Source organism: Eisenibacter elegans DSM 3317, from assembly GCF_000430505.1.
GTDB lineage: Bacteria > Bacteroidota > Bacteroidia > Cytophagales > Microscillaceae > Eisenibacter > Eisenibacter elegans.
Genome location: NZ_AUMD01000012.1, coordinates 95,651 through 119,075, shown reverse-complemented (window position 1 = coordinate 119,075; position 23,425 = coordinate 95,651). Strand labels below are relative to the sequence as shown.

General features: G+C 47.9%; 15 protein-coding genes. 11 read left to right on the top strand and 4 right to left on the bottom strand.

Annotation, left to right across the window (positions count from 1 at the left end):
• Positions 1-67: 67 nt before the first annotated feature.
• Positions 68-2,551 carry a SpoIIE family protein phosphatase gene (locus tag G499_RS0104075; RefSeq protein WP_161627692.1) on the bottom strand — a complete coding sequence of 828 codons (2,484 nt, stop codon included), beginning with the start codon at positions 2,549-2,551 and terminating at the stop codon, positions 68-70.
• A gap of 94 nt (positions 2,552-2,645) precedes the next feature.
• Positions 2,646-4,673 (bottom strand): TonB-dependent receptor plug domain-containing protein, encoded by a 2,028-nt coding sequence (locus G499_RS0104070; protein ID WP_026998888.1) that lies wholly within the window; start codon positions 4,671-4,673, stop codon positions 2,646-2,648.
• A gap of 336 nt (positions 4,674-5,009) precedes the next feature.
• On the opposite strand from G499_RS0104070, the gene G499_RS0104065 reads away from it, so the two are divergent.
• The gene (locus G499_RS0104065) at positions 5,010-6,320 is read left to right on the top strand and encodes a cryptochrome/photolyase family protein (protein ID WP_026998887.1); all 1,311 of its coding nucleotides are present in this window, start codon (positions 5,010-5,012) and stop codon (positions 6,318-6,320) included.
• Positions 6,321-6,325: 5 nt separating this feature from the next.
• Positions 6,326-7,243, top strand: a complete 918-nt coding sequence (locus G499_RS18655) for a fructosamine kinase family protein (protein ID WP_154658306.1) — start codon at positions 6,326-6,328, stop codon at positions 7,241-7,243.
• Positions 7,244-7,265: 22 nt separating this feature from the next.
• On the opposite strand, the gene hemW is transcribed toward G499_RS18655, so the two are convergent.
• Positions 7,266-8,417, bottom strand: a complete 1,152-nt coding sequence (gene hemW, locus G499_RS0104055) for a radical SAM family heme chaperone HemW (protein ID WP_245576647.1) — start codon at positions 8,415-8,417, stop codon at positions 7,266-7,268.
• On the opposite strand from hemW, the gene G499_RS0104050 reads away from it, so the two are divergent.
• The 9 genes from G499_RS0104050 (at position 8,417) to plsY (ending at position 21,576) form a co-directional block, all read left to right on the top strand.
• The gene (locus G499_RS0104050; RefSeq protein WP_154658305.1) at positions 8,417-10,153 is read left to right on the top strand and encodes a BamA/TamA family outer membrane protein; all 1,737 of its coding nucleotides are present in this window, start codon (positions 8,417-8,419) and stop codon (positions 10,151-10,153) included. The genes hemW and G499_RS0104050 overlap by 1 nt on opposite strands.
• A 90-nt stretch (positions 10,154-10,243) precedes the next feature.
• The gene (locus G499_RS0104045; protein WP_026998884.1) at positions 10,244-11,101 is read left to right on the top strand and encodes a hypothetical protein; all 858 of its coding nucleotides are present in this window, start codon (positions 10,244-10,246) and stop codon (positions 11,099-11,101) included.
• Between the two features lie 71 nt (positions 11,102-11,172).
• Positions 11,173-11,925, top strand: coding sequence for a 3-deoxy-manno-octulosonate cytidylyltransferase (gene kdsB / locus G499_RS0104040; RefSeq protein ID WP_026998883.1), 753 nt, complete (start codon positions 11,173-11,175; stop codon positions 11,923-11,925).
• A 211-nt stretch (positions 11,926-12,136) separates the two neighbouring features.
• Positions 12,137-12,547, top strand: a complete 411-nt coding sequence (locus G499_RS0104035) for a hypothetical protein (protein ID WP_026998882.1) — start codon at positions 12,137-12,139, stop codon at positions 12,545-12,547.
• Between the two features lie 152 nt (positions 12,548-12,699).
• Entirely contained in the window at positions 12,700-14,619 is a 1,920-nt protein-coding gene (locus tag G499_RS0104030) for an ABC transporter ATP-binding protein (protein ID WP_051295892.1), read from the top strand.
• Positions 14,620-14,748: 129 nt separating this feature from the next.
• Positions 14,749-16,974 (top strand): ribonuclease R, encoded by a 2,226-nt coding sequence (gene rnr, locus G499_RS0104025; protein WP_154658304.1) that lies wholly within the window; start codon positions 14,749-14,751, stop codon positions 16,972-16,974.
• A 439-nt stretch (positions 16,975-17,413) separates the two neighbouring features.
• Positions 17,414-18,400, top strand: a complete 987-nt coding sequence (locus G499_RS0104015) for a ribonucleoside-diphosphate reductase small subunit (RefSeq protein WP_026998878.1) — start codon at positions 17,414-17,416, stop codon at positions 18,398-18,400.
• 226 nt (positions 18,401-18,626) lie between these two features.
• Entirely contained in the window at positions 18,627-20,657 is a 2,031-nt protein-coding gene (locus tag G499_RS0104010) for an OmpA family protein (protein ID WP_035726619.1), read from the top strand.
• Between the two features lie 253 nt (positions 20,658-20,910).
• Positions 20,911-21,576, top strand: a complete 666-nt coding sequence (plsY, locus tag G499_RS0104005; protein ID WP_026998876.1) for a glycerol-3-phosphate 1-O-acyltransferase PlsY — start codon at positions 20,911-20,913, stop codon at positions 21,574-21,576.
• Between the two features lie 526 nt (positions 21,577-22,102).
• On the opposite strand, the gene G499_RS0103995 is transcribed toward plsY, so the two are convergent.
• Positions 22,103-23,293, bottom strand: coding sequence for a WG repeat-containing protein (locus G499_RS0103995; protein ID WP_026998875.1), 1,191 nt, complete (start codon positions 23,291-23,293; stop codon positions 22,103-22,105).
• Positions 23,294-23,425 lie beyond the last annotated feature (132 nt).

Here is a 23,425-nt window from a genome sequence, read left to right as displayed (position 1 = left end):
ATTTTCAGGGTATGGATTTCCCCAACCAATTTTGATTGGGTATATCGTGTTGTTAGAGCGGCGCAGTCTAGGGCAGTCTTACCCCTATGAGCAGCATGTCATCGCGTTGGTGTGTGCCTTCCATATGCTGCGCCAGATTGGATTCAATCGTTTCCTGCTGTTGGTCGGTAGGCATATCAACCACTTCTGCCAAGAGGGCGCGCAAACGTTTGCTGCCAAATTTCTTCCTCTTGGCATCGTTTTGGTCTTCGATACCATCCGAGCCTAGGTAAAGCATGCTGCCAGAAGGGAGGGTGATGGTTTGGGTAGTAAATACTGTCTCATCATTCTGCTCTCCACCGATTGATTTCCGGTCGCCTTTAAGCTCCTGTAGCTCAGGGTTGTTGGGCAAGAAGTAGTAGAGAGAGTTTTTGGCACCACAAAAGCTGATGGTATACTCTTTTGGGGGAGATACCGGCTCAGACTCTACCATAATAAGCACCAAGTCCATCCCATTGTTGTTCTTGGTTTCCTTTTGCCGGAGCATAATGGTTACCTCTTCGTGTAGGCGCGTGAGGATTTGGGCAGGGTCAAAGATATTCCAAACCCTGATGATTTTATCGAGCAAGGTATTGCCGATGAGTGTCATAAATGCGCCGGGTACGCCGTGGCCGGTACAGTCTACGGCGGCTAAGAAAGTCTTTCGCTCTATTTCGTTGAGCCAGAAGAAATCTCCTGACACAATATCCTTGGGTTTGTAGATGACAAAGTAGTCGCCCAGTAGGCTGTCGAGCTTTTGTTTGTAAGGCAAGATAGCCGTTTGGATGGTAGTGGCAGAGCGGATACTGCTTACAATTTGGCGGTCTCTGTCTTCCAGCTCTTTATTTTGGTCTTTGAGTTTTTCTTGTGCTTGTTGTATACGGGCATAGGCTTTTTGCAAGATTTGCTCATTGGCTGCCATCTTGCGGTTGTTGGCCTCTAGCTCTTTATTTTTCTGCTCAATGAAGTCTCGCTGTGCCAAGATTTCTTCTTGATTTTGGTATAGCTCCTCGTTTTGGGTCAAGATTTCCTGCTGTTGCGATTCGATTTCGCGGTTTTTATCTTTCAAGCGCCTTGCTGTGCGGCGTGTTTGGACAAAACCTATGATAGCCAATATCAAAACAGCCAATACCAAGACCACAATCCAGAACGCAAACTGTTGGTTACGGTTGGCCGCTTTGACGCGTTCGCTTTGGAGTTGGTTTTCTTGCTCCAGTAGTTGTCGAGCCTGTTGTTGCTTTTTCTCTTCAGCTTCTTTTTTCTCCAGTTCGAGGGCTTGTAGCTCTTTATTTTTTTCGAGCAAGGCAATGGCTTGCTTTTGTTGCTCGGCTTGGGCTTGTTGTTGGGTGATTTGCAGGAGTTGTTCTACCCGCTCGCGCTCTAGTTGTTGGTTGCGGAGGGCAGCCTGTTGCAGCTCTTGGTCGCGACGAAGAATCTCGACCTGTTGTTTTTGGAGGGCTAGGTCTTGCTCTTGTTTTTCTTTTTCGAGTTTTACTTGATTGAGTTCCAGCTCCTTGCGCTCTTGGTCGATTGCAAATAGTTTGAGGTCGCTTTCGCGGCGCTCCAAGTCCATTTCGCGCTGTATTTGTTCGCGGTTGCGGTCGCGCTCTTGTGCTTGAAGTTGGTCTTTGCTTTGGAGATATTTTTCGTAATATATTTGTGCCGCCTGTATATCGCCATTCAGCGCATAAAAATCCGATAGGAGCTTATAGCTCACCTGTAACACCTCATGTGCTCGATTAGGCTCAGCCAGTTCGACTGCCCGCTGGGCATTGCTAATAGCTTGGTCGTTTCGGCGGTTGAGGTAATCATTGACAGCCAGATAATTGTATACATTGGCCTGTTGTACAGGTAGGTTTTGTGCGGCATAGATATCTAGCGCTTTGCTGTAGTCTTCTTTTGCGCTTTTATAATCGCCGAGATGTGTATGGCTGACCCCGATGTTGAGGTGCATAGTCGCTTTTTTGTCTGCCGGTAGAGATTGGTTGCCATTGAGCTGCCCCTCTTGGATGGCATTGCGGAAAAACTCAATGGCCTTGGTCTCATTGCCCATCTGTTTGTAGAGGTAGCCGATGTTGTTGTAGGTATCTACCCTTTCGTTGGCTCTGCCGGTTTCGGTTTGGTATTGTAATACCTTAAAAGCTGCCTCTAATGCCTTTTGATACTGCCCTTCTTGGCGGTAGGCATCCATCAGAAGCTGCGAGGTATTGAGCAAGGCCTGTTTGTCACCAGCCTTTGTTTCATAAGCAATCACCTCTTCATACAGCTTGATTGCCTTGCCTGGTTGGTTGAGGCGCAGGTAAGAGATAGCAGCCCGCTGCTGCACCTTCACGCGCTGTGCTTCGTCGAGCTTTTTGGTTTGTAGCGCTTGGTCAAAGTATTCCAAGGCTTTCTTATGCCCATTTTCTCGTTGAAACCCAAGCCCAATTTCATAACACAACTGCGCACGGGTGGCATCGTCGGTGGCCTTATTGAGCCTTACAATCAGCTCATCCATTTTGGCCTGCGCCAAAACGACTTGCCCCAAAGCCAAACAACAGACTAAGGTTAGACAAAACAAGCTATATTTTCCAAAATTCATCATCGGCATAAACCCTTCTTCAATTTTTCCAAAACGACAGGTATCATTACATTTTTACAAGTACTCCTACGCGCCACCAGCGCCCACGGTTGGGTACGCCGCCTTCGGGTTGCAAAAACCTAGGGCTGTAGGTAAGATAACGCTCATTGAGCAGGTTGTTCATATGCCAAGTAAGCGCCATTTTATCAGAAAACGCATATTGTATTCGGCTATTGATTAATGCGTAAGCTGGCTGATTGGCCAATACTGTTTCGGGCAACGCTGGGCGGTATACACCACTGAGATTCAAATTCCACTTACGCTGTCGATAGTTGATGGCCGTGCTGCCAAAATAGCCAAAAGTAGTACTGTCTGCTCCTTGTAGCAAGTACGTAAAATTACTGTGAATTTGCCAATGTTGGCCAAGTGGCACATATGCCGCAAACTCTATTCCTGAAGTATTGACAGCCTCACCTACATTGACAAAGGTACGGCGGTTGTCTGTAGAGATACTGCCCCCTATCAAATCTGTATATTGATTGATGAAGCCTATGAGCTCAAAATTGGCCTTGCCCACCCTTTGCATATAAATCAACTCTCCTCCGATTGTATTTTCGGGCTGGATATTTTGATTGCCAATGAGTACTGGCGTATCAGCATATAACTCGGCAATGCTGGGTACACGGAAGGCCGTTCCTCCTACTAGTTTGATTGTACTGTTGATGGGCGTGCGGTAAATGATGGCCATATGGGGGTTAAAGGTACTGGCGATGCCGAAGTAATTGTCGTATCGGGCCTCAGCATAAGCCATCAGCTTGTCATTGAACTGTAACTTATACTGAGCATAGGCACTAAAAAGGCGAATAGGCCTTCTAAAAACCTCAAACTGAGTTACTCCTGTAATGCGCTCAATCCGTCCGATATAAAAATCATTCCGAGGCGCTATCGCCGACCCATCAGGCGATATGTGATTGGTATAGGTACCGGCTCCATCTAAGCCTGAGCGCCGATAGCCCACCCCCACCAAAAGGTCATTGTTTTTGTTGAGATTACTGATGAGATCTAGCGTAAACTCATATTCGTTGTAGGTGAAAGCCGGGCCTACAATAAAATCAAAATTGTTGTTGGCAACCCCTGCCGGTGTAGATATGCCTACTTGTTCCCAAGATAGACGGGTATAGTAAAACCTAGGGGCAATCAGGGTTCTTTCGGAAATCTGCCCATCATAGCTTAGGGCGGTCTGCCAGTGATTGGTTGTATTTTTATTGATTTCGTTGCCTACCCTGCCATTGAAGAGTAAAAAATTCTCGGTGCGCGTACGCCCATAGCTTGTCGTCAGTTGCCACTGATTGTACCTGAACTGGGTATAAAAACTTGACTGCGTAAAAGGGTCGTTGGTGTTGTAGTTAGCTCCTGTATAATTAAACCCCTCATCTCGAAGTACTTGAGCAAAGGCTGTAAAATCGAGCTTGTTGTTGATAGGCTTGCTGATATTCATTGAGGCATTGATACCCTGTTGGGAACCAACATTGATGGCAAGTTCATTGGTTTCATCTTCGGTGATGATATTGACCACTCCCAAAAAAGCATTGCTGCCATAAAGCGCTGAGGCCGGCCCACGCACTACTTCTACTTGTTTGATGTTGCCGGTAGTCAGAAAGCGGGTAAACAAAAAAGAAGAGCCTTGATAAAGCTCCGTAAGCCGCTGCCCGTTAATGAGTAAGAGCAAACCACGGAAAGCATCGCGCCCGCGAATATGAGCGGTAGGGGTTTCGGCTGTTTCGATAATCCGGGTAACTTGAAAGCCGGGCACAAAATTGAGCAACTCAAACAGGTTTTCTATGCCCATTGCTTGTATTTGCGCCCGTGTAAAGACGGTTACCGACGAGGGGGCATCTTCTACGCTTTCGGCAAAACGAGAAGCCGTACTCAAGCGTAGCTCTTCGCGAGGCTCAAGATTGAGTATATCATCAATACCAAAGCTGAAGAACACATTCTGGGCGCTGTCTTGTTGGGCAAAGCTGTGCTTTGGCGACAATACCAATATTCCCAAAATACCCATTACTATACCGGAGAGCGCTCTGTTCAAATTCATGAATGCTTCAAAATTATCGTATGTATATGTGTGCGTTGTTCATACTACAAACCAACTGCCAAAAACGGTTGGGGGTATCACACTATCTATCAAAAATACGAGCTATGGCGATAAATGCGAGATAAGACCTAAAAGTAACTGCAAATATATGGCATAAATACAAATTCATAAAGTCTAATGTGCCATTTTGGTACAGATAACATAAAAGCACAAACTATAATAACTCACACTTTATCAAAGACTTCGTTGATGAACCCCTGCTGAGCACAAACATACGACGGCTTTTGGCGGTTGTACGGATAACTTTGTAGCGCAGCAATTATTTTTCCCACCAATATGGCCTCAGAAATTTCCCTTTTTTGGTTCCGGCGCGATATGCGCCTACACGATAATGCCGCCCTGTATCACGCCCTTCGGGAGGGGAAACCGGTAGTGCCGATTTTTATTTTTGACACCCAAATCTTGGATGCCCTGCCCGACAAGCAAGACCGTCGTGTGCAGTTTATTCATCATACACTCACACAGTTGCAGGCTGATCTAACAGCTATGGGCAGCTCCCTACAGGTAGCTTATGGCAAACCACTGGAGGTATTCGCCCGCCTGACGGAGTTGTACCCTGTTAAGAAGGTGTTTTGCAACCACGATTATGAACCTTATGCCCTTGAACGGGATGCTCAAGTAGCCGAGTTGTTGAAAAGCAAAGGGATTGCGTTTGAAACCCACAAAGACCAAGTGATTTTTGAAAAAGACGAGGTGCTTTCTGGCCAGGGCAAACCCTACACCGTGTTTACGCCTTATAGCCGGAAGTGGAAAGAGCAAGTCAATGCGTTTTACTTGCAACCTTATCCTACCGAAAAGTATTTTGGCAACTTTTATCAACAAGCACCCCTGCCCGTACCTAGTCTGGAAGAGATGGGGTTTGTGGGGGCAGAGGTAGCTTTTCCCCCTGCCGAAACTTCAGATGCACTCATCCGCCGATATGCCGAACAACGCGATTTTCCGGCCATACAAGGTACTACCCGCCTGAGTGTACACCTGCGTTTTGGGACGGTGAGTATCCGCCAGCTGGCTCAAAAAGCCCAGCAATTGAGTGAGTCGTGGCTGAATGAGCTGATTTGGCGGGATTTTTATATGAACATCCTCCATCACTTTCCACACGTAGCCACTAGGGCATTCAAACCTGACTACGACCGCATCGATTGGCGCAATAACGAGGAGGAGTTTGCGCGCTGGTGTCAAGGCCAAACCGGCTACCCTATTGTAGATGCAGGCATGCGTGAGCTCAACCAAACCGGGTTTATGCACAACCGTGTGCGGATGATTACGGCTAGTTTTTTGGTCAAACACCTGCTCATCGACTGGCGCTGGGGAGAGGCTTATTTTGCCCAAAAGCTACTCGACTTTGACCTATCGGCCAACAACGGCGGTTGGCAATGGGCTGCCGGCTCAGGCTGTGATGCTGCCCCGTACTTCAGGGTGTTCAACCCTACATTGCAAACCCAAAAATTTGACAAAGATCTGCGCTATATCAAAAAATGGGTGCCTGAGCTGAGCAGTCTCAAATATCCACAACCTATGGTAGAGCACAGTTTCGCCCGTGAGCGGGCATTGGCCACTTACAAAAAAGCACTCAGTAAGCCTGAGTAGCACCTATGATTCCTCTCCTCCAAAAAATACTGCCTGTTATGTGGAATACTATCAATTATGACGATTTTTTTGCCCAAATCCTGCACCAACATTTTGACCCTCCCCCTGTCGTCGAGGGCTATGGGATATTGTCGGGTGGCAATATCAGCGTGGCCGCAGAGTTACGCGCCAACGGGCAGCGTTTTTTTGTGAAATGGGTAGAAACCGCGCCGGCAGACCTGCTACCCAAAGAAGCGGCAGGGCTTCAATGTTTGGCACAAACCGGTACTGTTCGCATTCCCAAAATCATAGGGCAGGGGGAGGCTCAAGGGCAGCAATACCTACTGCTGGAGTACATACAGCCTATCAAGCCAACAACACACACTTGGACACTGTTGGGGCAAGAGCTAGCCACCCTACACGCCCACACGCAGCCCCAGTTTGGGCTTGATTATGACAACTATATCGGCTCGTTGCCCCAGGCCAACACCCCCACAACTGACGGCATCCAGTTTTGGATTACGCAACGGCTGCACCCGCAGGCTGGTTTGGCGCTTTACGAAGAGCGCCTGCCCACAGCGCTGTACCATCAACTAGAGATGCTTTACGAAAAGCTGCCCGACCTACTGCCTCGTAGCAAGCCGGCTCTCTTACACGGCGACCTGTGGAGTGGCAATGTCTTGGCCGACACTCAAGCCCGCCCTGTCTTGGTAGACCCCTCGGTACATTATGGCCTCCGCGAAGCTGAAATTGCCTTCACGCGCTTGTTTGGGGGCTTTGAACCGGCTTTTTATGCCGCCTATCAGGAGGCCTTCCCGATGGAAGACGGCTTTGAGCAACGCTATGACCTCTACCAACTCTATCCCCTTTTGGTACACCTCAACCTCTTCGGCCAAGGCTATCTGAGCGGCATCCGGCAGATTGTACAAAAATATGTAGGCTAGGGCTTGTCTTGCTCCAGAAAAATTAATCTACAAAAAGTGTCGCACAGATATGGTCTGCCAACAACCTCGCTTGGGGCGGAATGCGCAACCGTTGGCCATCTGCCGTCCATTCGAGCCAAGCTTGTGCTAGGTGTGCTTCGACCGTGGTTTGGTTGTATATGTACCAGTCCTGCCCCAACAGTTGGCTAAGGGCGGCCACTGACACGCCCCACTGGGTACGCAGCCCTACCAACAACAGTTCGTTGGCTCGGTCAGCCGGGCTAAGGACTTCGAGCGTGGCCGGCAGCGTATTTTCTTGCAAAATACTCCGAATATAACGGGCATTGTTGGCCACATTGGCGTGGCGGTTTTGACCGTCAAAGGCGTGCGCGCCGGGACCTATGCCGATATAGGGTTTCATTTGCCAATAAGCCGTGTTGTGAATAGCATAGCGCCCTTGTCGAGCAAAGTTGGAGATTTCATAATGCTCATAACCAGCATCGCCCAAGGCTTGGGTGAGCATTTCAAACTGGGTGGCGGCCCATTGGTCGGGAATGGGAGCCATCAACCCCTTGGCCAAGCGGTTGCCAAAAACAGTACGCTCTTCAATGGTGAGGCAATAAGCCGAAATATGGGACACATCGAGGGCAAGCGCTTGCGCGAGGTCAGCTTCCCAGACACGATGGCTCTCCGCCGGAATGGCATAAATCAAGTCGATACTGAAAGCCTCAAATCCCACACGCCGCGCCATATCTACCCCGCGCAGGGCTTGCGCAGCATCGTGCGCTCGGTTGAGGTAACGCAGGTGTTGCTCGTTGAAAGACTGTATACCGACACTCAGCCTCCTGATTCCTAGATCATACCACGCTTGCAATACCGCAGGGTTCAGGTCATCGGGGTTGGCCTCTAGGGTTACTTCGCGCAGGGCGCTTGTATCAAACGTCTGATGGATGGCCTCCAGCAGGGCTGCCAAGAGCGGCGTAGGGAGCAGGGAGGGAGTTCCGCCCCCAAAATAGATGGTTTGAAGGCTTTTTTCGGGCAAATAGTTGTGCCGCCACTTGATTTCTTGTACCATTGCAGCCACCATCGCTTCTTGGTTGGAGCGATTGGTACTGAAATGGAAGTCGCAGTAGTGGCAAGCCTGTTTGCAAAAAGGGATGTGTAGGTATAATCCGGCCAAGCTAGGGAATGTCAATGGTTCAAAAACTAAAACGCTTTTGGTGGAGCCTATGTTGTGGGCTGTTGTTGTCTGGCAGTAGTGGGCTGTTGCAGGCACAAAGCTACACCCTTTTGCTCAATACTGCCACACCCGACGGCCTAGCGCCGCCTGCTATGACGGCCTACCCCGACACTACAGCCGCCCTCAGCGCCCTACAGCAATGGCTTGACAGTGGGCGGGAGCAAGGCTACTTAGAAGCCTCTATCGATTCGCTTGTGCAGACTGACAGCCTTCTGCGGGTATGGGTTTATTGGGGGCAATATTATGAATGGCAAGACAATGAGCTAAATGGGCTGCCTCCTGAGTTAAACCGAGAGGCCAAACGATTGTTAAAACTACCGGTTCCTTTTTCGATGACCGCCCTACGACATTACCAACGCCAGTTGCTGGCCTTGGCCGATGCGCAAGGGTATCCATTTGCCCAACTCGAAAATACGGTACTCAACATCAGCCCCCATGGCAAGGTGCAAACGGCCTTCTCCTACCAAGGCGGCCCCACTTTTCGCTTTGATACCTTGGCGCTCAGTGGCTCACCACGTATCAAAAGGAGTTTTTTGGAGGCCTACCTGCGCATTAGCCCGGGCAAGCCTTACCAAGCCGAGCGCATCGTGCAGATTCCGAGACTCTTGGCCAACTTGCCCTATCTGCGGCTTCAAAAGAGTCCTCAGCTGCTTTTCAAAGGCCAATTGGCACAAGTACAACTACAAACCAAGGCTCAAAATGTGAACGAGCTATATGGTATCGTTGGCTTTTTCCCCAACCAAGAGCGCCCCGGTACGGTTTTGCTCACCGGAGAGTTTAACCTCAAACTACATAACTTATTTGCCACAGGCAAACTACTAGAGGCTGTCTGGAGGCGCTTCGAGAGCGAATCACAAGTATTGCAGCTCGGGTATGAGCACCCAGGGTTGTTCAGACTCCCGATGAGTGGCTATGCCGAGCTAGACCTACTCAAACAAGATTCGACTTTTTTACAAATACGCCGCGCCACCGGACTGAAGTTTGGCCTGAACCCACAAGCACAGCTGGGTATTGGTATCGCACTACAGACAGCCACAGTTTCCAATACCAGCGCAGCAAGCTTGGTACTCAATGCCAACAGCCGTTTTTTGATGTATGAGCTTAGCTATCAGTGGCGCAATACCGACAGCTACCATTACCCTCGCAAGGGCTGGCAGATACATGCTCAAGCTGGGCTCGGAAATAAGTCGCTGACAATCAACCCACTACTAGCCGACAGCCTACCCCTCACCGTACCTGCACAGAGTTTGCAGTTGCAAAGCCTATTGAGTATCGAAAAACATAGCTTTCTTGGCTCAAACAGTGGTTTGTATACACGCCTCATCGGCGGCTACTTGGGCAATGAGGCGCTATTGGCCAGCGACCTGCTCCGTATAGGTGGGTTGCAAAGCCTGCGTGGACACAACGAGAACAACTTCTACGCCAGCCTCTATGCTGTAGCCACGCTGGAATACAGGCTCTACGCAGACCCCAAAACCTATTTCTTTCTTTTCTATGACCAAGCTTGGTATCGGCGCGATGCCCTACAACTTCCCCTCCTCGAAGATACCCCTTGGGGCGCTGGAGGGGGGATGAATTTTGACACCAATGCCGGCACATTTCAGCTGGTATTTGCCCTAGGCGCATCCGCACAACAGGCCGCCGTTTTTGATCGCTCCAAAATTCACTTTGGCTATGTGAGCCGCTTTTGACGTGAATTGCGTAATTTTGTAAAATACTATGAGCTTTGGTTAAAATTTTGCTTACCTTACCCTTATTGGCTTGTACCTAATTTCGTCTGTATGAATCTTCGCCTGATTACTTGCGTGTTTTTGGTTGTGTTGTTGCAAACACCTGCCTGGGCGCAGTTGTCCAACTGCCGACGTATCGACAGCCTCAGCCGTGTATTGCTGATTGTCAAAAACAATGATACCCTCGTCATCAATACCTACAACGCCCTAGCAGAGGCTTACGCTGCCACCAACAACAACTCCGTGGCCGCACTCTATGCGCAGAAAGCGCTCCAAACCGCCCAAAAAGTAAACTACCAAAAAGGGATTGCTGATGCCATTGTATATGTCGGGCTATTTAGTACCAATGACTTGGCCGGAGCCGAAAAGGTTATCAAAGAGTATCAAAAAGCGCTCAGCATCTACCGCGAAATAGGTGATAAGGCCAAGGTAATCGAGCTGCTCGAAATCATCGGCTCCTATTATTATCGCCTAGGAGGCGACAAGGGCTACAATCAAGCCCTCAACTATTACAAAGAAGAGCTACAACAACGCAAGGCCGTTGCCCGTGATACGGCCAAAATAGTAGAGGCTTACGAACGCCTAGCAGAATTGTATAGCTACCTAGAGCAAGATGATAAAGCACTTGATGCACTGGCTGCCGCCGACCAACTCAGCCAACAATATGACCAAAACAAAATCAACAATGCCCGATTGCTGGCCAAATATCAACGTATTAAAAATCTTGAACAAAGCGTACAAAGCGCCAATATCATCCGGGTAATCGTGGTTTTTAGTATTGTATTGGTCTTGATGGCCGGCTATATCCTATGGCTCGTCCGAGAACGCCGACGCGCTCATCGTGCCCTCCAAAAAGCCGGTATCACACTCGAATCAACCTCCATTTTCAAAATAGGCCAGTTTGATTGACGATTTTAGAGTGGCGAGTGATAGACCGTAACCCTCAAATCATAAATCGTAAATCCCAAATCGTAAATTCAATGACAAAAATCCTTGGAATCATTCCAGCACGTTACAACTCTACCCGTCTTCCTGGTAAAGCCCTAATAGACTTAGGCGGAAAAAGTATGCTACAGCGGGTTTATGAACAGGTACGCAAGGCGCAACAAGTAGACCGCGTGGTTGTGGCTACAGATGATGCCCGCATCTACGAACACGTATTGGCTTTTGGAGGGGAAGCCGCCATGACCGACCCTAAGCATCAGAATGGCACAGACCGCTGCGCAGAGGTAGCCCAACAAATAGGCGCAGGTTTTGAAGTCTGTATCAATATCCAAGGAGATGAGCCTTTTATTGACCCTTCACAGATTGATGCTGTAGCAGCCTTATTTGCACAGCCCGACACCCAAATTGGCACCTTGGTCAAAAAAATTGATGTCAATGACCAAATTTTCGATGAGAAAGAGGCCAAGGTGATTTTCAACGCCCAACACGAAGCGATTTTATTCAGCCGCAGCCCGCTACCCTACCTACACCAAGTCCCCAAAACAACATGGGCGCAAACTTTTGACTTCTACAAACACTTGGGTATTTATGGCTTTCGTACAGAGATATTGGCCAATATCGCCCAACTCCCTCCAGACCCCTTGGAGCAGGCCGAAAGCCTCGAACAGTTGCGTTGGCTGGCACACTACCGCATCAAAATAGCCTTTAGTCATATCGACACCGTGTCTGTAGATACTCCCGAGGACTTGGAGAAAGTGCGGCAACATCTCGCTACAAACCCCCAATAACCTACCCTGCCCAACAACGGTTATTCCCCCCATGCAAATTGATTTGGGGGAATGGGTACACTGAAGACCACTAAGATTCAGGTATCAAAACCCTATGAATCCTCATATCAAGTGGATTTTAGTATATTTTGCCCAATACTCATCCTGACTTTCCCCAAATATCTGATGCTTTAATCATCTATCCGAACTATTTACCTCTTGCTTTTTGTTTATGAAAAAAGATATTGATTTTCCTGCGGTAACTGATGTATACATCGCTGTTGTACGTTCTGAAATCCAAACCGAAGAAGAGTGGCTGGTGTATTTGATTAATAACAGCGCTACCACACTCACCCACACTTTTGTAGCAGCTTCGGGCTATGGTCTCAGCCCCGACACCCAAGACCAACAAACCACCTCTACCCTAAGGCATCACTTTGCCGAAGTAGCTGCCTACAGCGCTACCGCCATCGAACGAATACAGCCCTCTGTATTTCATTTGCAAAACCAATATTGGTTAAGCTATTATATCGAGGACAAACTCTACGACCAGCGATTTATCTTCTACCCCGACAGTATCCAAGTCGCTCATCTCAAGCCCTTACCGCTGATGAAGAGCCTAGGAATTTTGGCAGAAAAATAAGTGCAATCCCTACCCCGCTGTTTTTTTGGATAAATAATTGCTGTATATTGAGGTGATTTTTGAGCGGTTTTGGCCTAACCATACGCCCAACCACCCCCTCACACAATCAACCTAACCTATTGGTTTGATTTACCTCAAATCCCATCGCGTTTATGAAAGAAAACGTCTTCAGAAAAAATAGCATTGAGAATCTCTATACCGAGCCTATCTTAGAAGTTCGTAACCTAGAAATAGTTTTTGAAAAAAACGGCAAAAAGACCCAAGCAGTCGAAAATGTCAGCTTTAAGCTCCACCGTAGCGAAGCCCTCGGTATTGTAGGAGAATCAGGCTCTGGCAAGTCGGTTACCTCTTTGGCTATTATGGGGCTTTTGGACAGCTCGGCCAAAGTTTCGGGAGAAGTCATCTTTCATTCTAGCCGCTTTGGTGAGATTGATTTGCTGCATTTGGACGAGAAGGCCATGCGCGAAATCAGAGGAGGCGATATCGCGATGATATTCCAAGATCCTATGAGCTCGCTCAACCCGGTCTATACCTGTGGCGACCAAGTGATGGAGGCTATCTTGCTACACCAAAAGGATATCGCCCACAAAGAAGGCCTCCCCAAAGACTATGTTATCTCGAAAAAAGAAGCCAAACAGCGCACCCTAGACCTGTTCAAGCTAGTACGCCTGACCAGCGACGACGGGCGCGTTACCCCTGGAAAGATATTCCACTCCTACCCACACGAAATCTCGGGTGGGCAAAAACAACGGGTGATGATTGCCATGGCACTCTGCGCCCACCCCTCGCTGCTGATTGCCGATGAGCCTACAACAGCCTTGGATGTAACGGTACAGAAAACCATCTTAGAGCTGATGGAAATCTTGCGCCACGAACAAGATGCAGCCCTGATGTTCATTACACACGACTTGGGCGTAATCGCTGAAGTCGCAGACCGTGTGATGGTGATGTATCAGGGGAATGTGATGGAGCAAGACGAAGTCATGAATATCTTTGATAGCCCAACGCACCCCTACACCAAGGGGTTATTGAGCTGTAGGCCTCGCCTTGACTTCAAGCTGCGGCAGCTGCCTGTGGTGGCTGACTTTATACAGATTAACGAATCGGGCGAAATCTCGGAGAAGGATAATATCGTTCACGGTATGGGCGATATGATTCTGGAAAACGTAATCCACGATTTTGAGATAGAAGAACGTAATGAAGCCTTGGCTCAACAAGCCCCCTTGCTCGAAGTACGTAATCTGAGTAAGTATTATTACCAGCGAAAAGGGCTTTTTGGCACCAAAAGAGACCCTATCAAAGCTGTAGATGATGTGAGCTTTGTGGTATACCCGGGCGAAACTGTTGGGCTGGTAGGCGAATCAGGTTGTGGCAAAACAACCCTCGGACGTACTATCTTGCGCTTGGTAGAGCCTAGCTCTGGTGATATTATCTTTGAGGGCAAACGCATCAATGACTACAACAAGAACGACATGCGAGCCTTGCGCGAAAGCATGCAGATTATCTTCCAAGACCCTTACTCTTCGCTCAACCCACGCCTGACGGTAGGGCGGGCTATTCTGGAACCGATGCGTATACATGGCATCTTGGACAACGACCAGCAGCGCCGCGAAAAAGTCATGTATCTGCTCGAAAAAGTAGGGCTGAAGCCCGAACACTTCAACCGCTACCCACATGAGTTCTCGGGAGGGCAACGCCAACGCGTCTGTATTGCGCGTACCTTGGGTCTACAACCCAAGTTCATCATCGCTGACGAGTCTGTGTCGGCGCTCGACGTATCGGTACAGGCCCAAGTACTCAACCTGCTCAACGACCTCAAAGAAGAGTTTGGCTTGACCTATATCTTCATCTCACACGACCTCTCTGTGGTCAAGTTTATGGCCGACCGAATGATTGTCATGAACCAAGGCCGGATAGAAGAGATGGGCTTCTCTGAGCAGATTTATGAAAACCCACAAACGGAATATACCCAAAAACTAATCAGTGCTATCCCCAAAGGCACACTAGAGCAAATCTACCAAGCCATTGGCAACCGTTATGAGCAACGGAAAAAAAAACTGGGCATAGCCTAATCACCCGCTCATAGTCAGGCGCTCAACATAACACTCCCCTTGGGGGCTTGATGACCAGAAGCGCGCACGAATACCACAAGCCCCTTGTGAGTGCCTGACACCTAATATTGATTGAATATGAAAAAACGAATGAACAAAAATCCTAAAGCTGACACAAAGAAACCCAAATCGCCGCGTCAAAAATCCTCTACCCCTCGCAACAAGAAGACAGTTAGAGCCAACAATAACTATCCTGAAAAACCCCTTGTGGCCAAGAAGTCTTTGGCCAAACGTGTACTCGATGTGTTTTCTACCGGTGGCAAACAATCTTACTCTATCAAGCAGATTTTTAAGCGCTTACAAGTACAAACTCCCAACGAAAAACAGCAAGCTGCCGAAGCATTGCAAAGCTTGGCACAACAGCGCGAGATTATCAAAACTGCCGACGGCAAGTTCAAGTCCAAACAAAAACCGCTGCCTATAGTACGCGGGCGGGTAGATTTTGTCAACCCAAGGTTTGCCTATGTAATCAGTGATCAAAGCGACGAGGATATTTGGGTAGATGCCGATGCATTGCATTATGCCCTACACGACGACATCGTAGATGTACAGGTATTCCCCAACAGCCCCAAAGGCAAAGGCCTAGAAGGTGAAGTAGTAGACATCATCGAGCGCGGTCGGCAAGAGCTTGTCGGTACGATAGAAGTATCGGCCAAATATGCCTTTGTCATCCCAGACCACCGCCGCATCCACGCCGATATCTTTATACCCAAACACCGTATCCACGGAGCCAAAAACGGCGACAAAGTAGTGGTACGTATCGTAGACTGGCCCACCCCCAAGGCCAACGCCAGCGGCGAAGTAATAGAAGTATTGGGCAAGGCTGGAGAAAACAATACCGAGATGCATGCCATCTTGGCCGAGTTTGACCTACCCCTGCGCTTCCCCCCTGAAGTATTGCAGGAGGCTGAGATGATTCCGGAGGCTATCTCGAAGGCCGAAATTCGCAAGCGCCGCGATTTGCGCAAGATAATGACCTTCACCATAGACCCACACGATGCCAAAGATTTTGATGATGCCATTTCTTTTCAAATTCTAGACAATGGTAACTACGAAATCGGGGTACATATTGCTGACGTAACCCACTATGTACAAGATGGCTCAGGGCTAGACAAAGAGGCCTACCGCCGTGCTACCTCTGTATATTTGGTAGATAGGGTGGTGCCGATGTTGCCCGAGCGCCTCTCCAACGGCCTGTGTTCGCTGCGCCCCAACGAAGACAAACTAACGTTCTCGGCAGTCTTTGAGATGACTCCCGAAGCCCAAATAGTGCAAGAGTGGTTTGGCAAAACCATCATCCACTCCGACCGTCGCTATGCCTACGAAGAAGCACAAGAAGCCATAGAAGGAAGCGATACCGACGAGATGACGAAGGCTCTCAAAACACTCAATGCTTTGGCCAAACAAATGACCAAGCAGCGCTTCGCCAATGGTGCTATCAACTTTGAGACGACCGAGGTCAAGTTTCGCCTTGACGAAAACAGCAAGCCCATTGGTATTTATATCAAAGAACGCAAAGACGCACACCGCTTGGTAGAAGAATTTATGCTATTGGCCAACAAACGGGTGGCGATGTTTGTGAGCAATATCAACAAACGCAAGCCCCTGCCGATGGTGTATCGTACTCACGACGCCCCCGATCAAGAGAAGCTCCAAAATTTTGTGGGCTTTGCCAAAAAGTTTGGGTATGAAATCAAAACCCAAGGTAGTGCCCTAGCGGCTTCGCTCAACAAACTCTCTGAGGGTGTTCAGGGCAAACCACAACAAGATGTGTTGCAATACCTCGCCATCCGCACGATGGCCAAGGCCAAATATACAACCCTCTCTACTTCGCATTTTGGTCTGGCATTCTCACACTACACGCACTTTACCTCGCCTATCCGTCGATACCCCGATATGTTGGTACACCGCCTGCTACACCATTACCTGCGCAAAGGCGCAGCCGTAGAGGCCGAAGAACTCGAAATGCGCTGTATGCACGCCTCCGATATGGAAAAACGCGCTGCCGACGCAGAGCGCGCCTCTATCAAGTACAAACAAGTAGAGTATATGCAGGCCGCCGAACGGAAGGTGTACGAAGGCGTGGTAACGGGCGTAACCGAGTGGGGGATTTATGTAGAAATGATTGAGAATAAATGCGAAGGAATGGTGCGCATGTCAGACATTGATGATGATTTTTATGAGCTTGATGCAGATAATTACCGCATCATAGGCCGTCGCACAAAGCGTATCATCGCCTTTGGAGATGTAGTAAAAGTAACAGTGCTTGACGCCAACCTCTCCAAACGTACTATAGACCTAGAGCTGGTAGCCTAAAACCAATATCCTAACCGCCTACACAAACAATAGAGGCCTTGGAGTTTCCAAGGTCTTTTTTTATTCTCAAAAAAGTACAAACATTAGTATATATCCGCAAGGCTCAAAAACATCTGCCAAAGTTTGGATAGCGCGATTTTTGCCAGATAATTATGGGTCGTCAAGTTTTGAGGTTGATTATCAACATACTCCCACAAAAAAAAGACACGTCGTTGTTTTTGGCACAAATATTTAGCAAATTTGTCAGCGCAGCGGGCAGGCGCTCTAGCCTTGAGGTACTGCTCATTGGTCGGGAAAAAGCGTTTTTTGAGCAAATAAAAGCGTTTTTGCAAACAATTTACTTCGACCAACACTTAGCTAAGCAGTTTATCACCATACCAAACACTTAGCATACCTATTTGTTACCATACCCCTATCACTCACCCCAACCCTTAAGCCTATGTCTACTCATATTTTGCCTGAGCCGCTTTTGGCAGAAAATAAAAACCGTTTCGTGCTTTTCCCTATCCAACAACACGATATATGGGAAATGTACAAAAATGCGGAAGCCTCTTTTTGGACAGCCGAAGAGATAGACCTCTCCCAAGACCTCCGTGACTGGGATAACCTCAATGATGGCGAGCGTTATTTCATTTCACACATCTTGGCCTTCTTTGCCGCCAGCGATGGGATTGTCAACGAAAACCTCGTTGTCAATTTTATGAAAGAAGTACAAAGCCCCGAAGCCCGCTGTTTTTATGGGTTTCAGGTAATGATGGAAAATATCCACTCGGAGACATACTCCTTGCTGATTGATACTTATATCAAAAACCCTACGGAGAAAGACAAGATGTTTCGGGCTATCGAAACCATTCCCTGTATTCAGAAAAAAGCCGAATGGGCGCTGCGTTGGATAGAAAGCGAGCATTTTGCCGAGCGCCTGATTGCCTTTGCCGCAGTAGAAGGCATTTTCTTCTCAGGTAGCTTTTGCTCTATCTTCTGGCTCAAAAAACGCGGCCTGATGCCCGGTTTGAGCTTTTCTAATGAGCTTATTTCGCGAGACGAAGGACTGCACTGTGATTTTGCCTGCTTGTTGTACAACAACTACATCAAGAATAAACTTCCCAAGCAGACAATCACCGACATCATCACCGAGGCTGTCAGCATCGAAAAAGAGTTTATCACCGAAGCCCTCCCCGTAAAGCTCATCGGAATGAATGCCGACCTGATGGCGCAGTATATCGAATTTGTAGCTGACCGTCTGCTGGGCGAGCTAGGCTGTAACAAGGTCTACAATGTGGATAATCCCTTTGATTTTATGGAGATGATTTCGCTCAAAGGCAAAACCAACTTCTTTGAGAAAAAAGTAGCTGAATACCAAAAAGCCGGCGTAAAAAACAGCAATACAGCCGATAACCATACCTTTAAACTGGATGAAGATTTCTAGGCAACTGTTTCTGCCTTTTGTAAAAGCGCCTTTTGGCGCTTTTTTTGCGAATTATATTAAAGGATGCTAACCTTACATCGTTACTTGCGTTTGATAAACAAACAAAAAACAAGGATATTTTTTGAGTTTATCTCTTTATATGACGTAAATTAGCCCAAAATAAGCCTTTTGTATACTTTCATACACATAGGGCACGTTTTTGATGGATATACAAAAAACCTTTCTCATGACTCGATTTCTCATCATACTCTTGTGTGGTCTTTGGTTTAATGCTCAAGGCCAAGAGGCCGTACAATGGGCCAGCCGCGTGATAGAAGTATCTTCAGAGCTACAAGATGCAGACGACGCCAGCAACAAACAATACAAGGCCACACAAGCACTAGGCAAACCCAACAAGCTTCCAGCAACAGGTAAAAGCCCCTGTGCTTGGTCTCCGGCCTCAGCTACCAACCCTGCCGGAGAGTTTATCAAGGTAGGTTTTGACAAGCCGATGGTCATCCAACAAATCGCCATTGCCGAAAACCACAACCCCGGAGCCATTACCCATATCTACCTATATGACGAAAGCGGGAAGGAATACCCTGCCATTTATCAAAATACCAATATCACCAACCTTCACGGTGGACGTATGTTCCGAATCAACATACAACCCACCAATTATAAAGTAGCAGCAATCAAGTTGCAGCTCAATCCCCTCAAAATCAATGATATTCCTCAGATAGATGCAATTGGCATCTCCAATAGCAATACTCCGATAGAGGCTGTCATAAAACTAGCCGATGAGCTACACATCAACGATAAGGCCGAAAACCTAGGCAGCAACATCAATTCTAAATACCAAGAGGTATCTCCCATCATTTCGCCTGACGGCAAAACACTCTATTTTACCCGCTACAATCACCCCGACAACATAGGCGACGAAAAACGCCAAGATGTGTGGTATGCTGAGCGCCAAGCTGATGGTAACTTTGGCCCTGCCAAAAACATAGGGCCTCCCATCAATACCGACCACCACAACTCCTCGTTTTCGATTACGCCTGACGGCAGCAAAATGCTGCTCAATAACATCTACAATGCCGATGGTACTATGACCAAGGGGCTTTCCATTACTACGCTTGGCCGCGATGGCCAATGGGGCAACCCACAACCCGTAACGATAGAAAACTACTATAACAAGAACCGATACTCAGAATTCTGCCTCTCTGCCGATGGCAAAATCCTGTTGATGACCGCCCAACGCGATGACAGTTTTGGCGGCAAAGACCTTTATGTGTCTTTCAAAAAGGGAGAAAACTTGTTTTCTACCCCCAAAAACCTCGGCCCAATAGTCAATACCGCAGATAGCGAGACCTCCCCCTTCTTAGCAGCCGACAACACCACACTCTACTATGCTACAGCCGGCCTGAGTGGCTACGGCTCTTATGATATTTTCGTAACCCGTCGCTTGGACGATAGCTGGCTGCGTTGGTCAGAGCCCGAAAACCTCGGTCCCAGCATCAATACCCCCAACTGGGATGCCTATTTCAACCTGACCGCATCGGGGGAATATGCCTACTTTACCTCTTATCATAACGCCATCGGAGACGGCGACATCTTCCGTATCAAGCTCTCAGAAAAAGAAAAGCCCAAGCCTGTAGCACTGGTAAAAGGAGTGGTATACGATGCCATTACCAAGAAGCCCATCAACGCAGAAATTAACTACCAAACCACTCCCAAAAATGACAGCCTCAGCGGCACCGCCAGCACAAGGGGCAGCAGTGGAGAATATCAGGTAGTCTTACAAATGGGGAATGATTATGCGCTCCGCGCCGAAGCCAAAGGCTTTTTTGCCGCAGATGAGAGCATCACGCTGGCTACGACAGCCGACTATAGCGAAATCACCAAAGATTTTTACCTGATGCCTGTACAGAAAGGCCAAACAGTCAGGCTGCAAAATATTTTCTTTGTCCGAGCCAAAGATGAGCTGATGGAAGAGTCTTTCCCCGAGCTAGACCGCCTCAGCCGTACTATGCTTGATAACCCGACGATGGTCATTGAGCTACAAGGCCATACAGAGCCTTTTGGGGATAAAAAAGAGTTGCTCAAACTCTCCGAAAAACGTGTCATTGCGGTACGCAAATACCTCAGTAATGCCGGCGTTGAAGAATCTCGTGTCCAGTATAAAGCCTTTGGAGGCAAGAAACCTATCAATACCGGGCGCTCGGAAGAAGCCCGTGCTATCAACCGTAGGGTAGAAGTAAAAATATTGGAGCAATAGCAACTATCGCCTGATGCTCAAGCGAAAAGGAGATGATATGTGTGTCATCTCCTTTTTTGTGCTTGGTCTTCTTGCATCTTGGAACTTTTCCTCGGTGGACAGTTGTTATCAGTTGGTTTTGCGAAAGATATTTTGTATCTTTGTGATAAGTGTGTTGTTACGATGCTCCTCAATAAATGCCAGCCTCTAGCCAAGCAGGGCACAATGTATCAGCCCTACCCTTGCTTACTTTAACACCTAATTTTGATTATATATGTTCGATTTGCTTTGGATTTTATTGGCTTGTGTTACTGCTTATCTCTTGGGTTCTATTCCCACAGCGGTATGGTTTGGCAAGCGTTATTATGGAGTAGATGTGCGCCAATACGGTAGCGGTAACTCAGGCGCAACCAATACTTTTCGTGTACTCGGAGCCAAAGCCGGCTCTATCGTTATGGCTATTGATATGCTCAAAGGCTGGGCAGCCACCTCACTAGCCACGCTTTTGGTGATTTATGAAGTAGTGTCTTACGATGAGTTTATCCTCTATAAGACAATTTTCTACAAACTACTATTTGGAGCTTTAGCCATCGTGGGGCATATTTTCCCAGTATATATCGGATTTAAAGGAGGCAAAGGCGTAGCCACACTCCTAGGGATGATGCTGGCTGTAAACCCTCAAATCACGTTGATGTGTGTGGGGATATTTGTATTGGTATTGCTCTTATCCAAATATGTATCTCTAGGCTCTATCTTGGCTACCCTGTCGTTTCCGTTGTTGTTGCTGATGCCGCGCTTCAAACCCGACGACCCAGAGCTGATTGTGTTTGGTTTTCTGATGTTTTTGGTAGTAGTATTGACACACCAAAAAAATATTGGCCGCCTTATCCAAGGTGAAGAAAGCAAGGTCAACATCCGCCTAAAACGTTCCCGTAGCTGATTCCAAGATTCACTGGATTTACGGATTTTCAGTTCACACACTTCCCAAACTGATGTGGATTGAGTCCCCAAAAACATCACACAAAAAGGCGCTTTGCCCACTCAGCATAGCCCTTGAGACTTCTGATATTTACCCTTTGTTTGAGGCTTTCCAAATCTTGAAAATTTGGGAAGCCTTTTTCTATTGCCCTTGGTGCTATGTCTCATAGGCTTTGATTCCCTACTCACACAACAAGCGGTATTTATCAATAGTCATTACGATTAAGCTTGGCTTGCTTGGCGCGCTATTCTCTTGAGTATACTTTTTTTTATTAGGTGACCAATACCTATCCGCCCAAGCTCCCCTCAATACACTAGCTACTGTCTAAGCGCTTGTTTAAACCCAATCAAAATTGGCTTGGGAAATGTGTATGCTGAAAATTCTTGAGAATCAAGAAAATCAAATCCTGTAAATCCTCAACTCTTGTGAATCTTGGTATCAAAAACGCTAAAGACCTAAACTCTGGTATTTGTACTTCGGTACACTACTATTCGCACAGTTTGACTGGAGCCAAGCCAGACGAAAAGCGCCCAATAAAACAATAAGTCGGTGCTAAAAGTATATTGCCATCAAAATCCATCAAGCCCCAGCGCCTATCGGCTGTATAAAAGGGCATTGCTTCTTCCTCAAGATTGACTGCCCCCGGGGTAATGCCATCTTGGCCGATGACCTTGCCCGAAGCCAGTATTACGAAGGAGCGTTCTCCTTTTTTGGCCACAATCAGGCCATCTTCGTGAAATTTGTAATAATACTCATCGTACTCCAGCGGAATGTGTACCGAGCCGTCTGTTTTGAGGGCTCCATACTTGCCCTTCAGCGCTACCATCACAATACCATTGTATACCGGCTGCATATCATCATACCGCCCCGGGATAACGACCTGATTTTGTTTGTTGACCAAGCCCCACTGTGTATGGTTAGGGCCAAAGGCAGCCGGATAAAATCCTTCGCGGTAAGTGCTGGCAGTAGCATACTTGCCCGGGACGACCACCTCATTTTTGGCATTGATAAAGCCCGTCAGCCCGTTGGGCATACGCATCCGAGCCAGCCCATCTTCAAAGGAGGAGGTACCCGCTTGGTTATACACACAAGGTATCACCTCCTTTCCTGTCTTGTCAATAAAGCCATATAGCCAAGTCTGCGCATCACGCTCAATAGCCACGCAGCAATAACCTTCTTTAAAGCCCCCGGTATCTACATATTTGGCCGGCACAACTACCTCACCCTTGAGGTTTAGATATCCATAGCGCTTGTTTTCCTCAAACCGAATCATCCCCTCTGTAATCAGTGGTGGGCTGTCAAATTGTTGGCTACAGACTTGTTTGCCCTCTTTGTCGATGAGGATAAATTTACTCTCCCCCCGTTTGCGCACCACAGCAACCCCTTCTTTGAAAGGGTAGGTGCGGTCGTAGTGTGGGGGTAAAATCAGCTGCCCCTTGGTATCTATGAGCGCATAGTTCCAGAAAGATTTGCTCCCGTCGAAATGCGCTTTTTCTATCCAGGCCACCCCATCGCTAAAGGCATTGATAGATTTGGCACTGACTTTCAGGGCTTGCTCACCCTTGGGATTGATGTAGTAGTGCCAGGCCTCCCATCGGTCTTGGGCTTGTAGCTCCCAAAGGCTGAGGCTGAGCACACAAAGCAGCCACTTCCCGGCCATCGTCAACAATCTTGTCATAGGTACTTGCAGTCAAGTGAGTAGATATGTTTTTGCTTTTGATATACTCTTTCTCAGGAAGCTTTGTTGCATTGGGGTACATATTGCTCCTAAGGACGTATATTCGGCTTATCGCCAGGCTCAGTGCTTGCG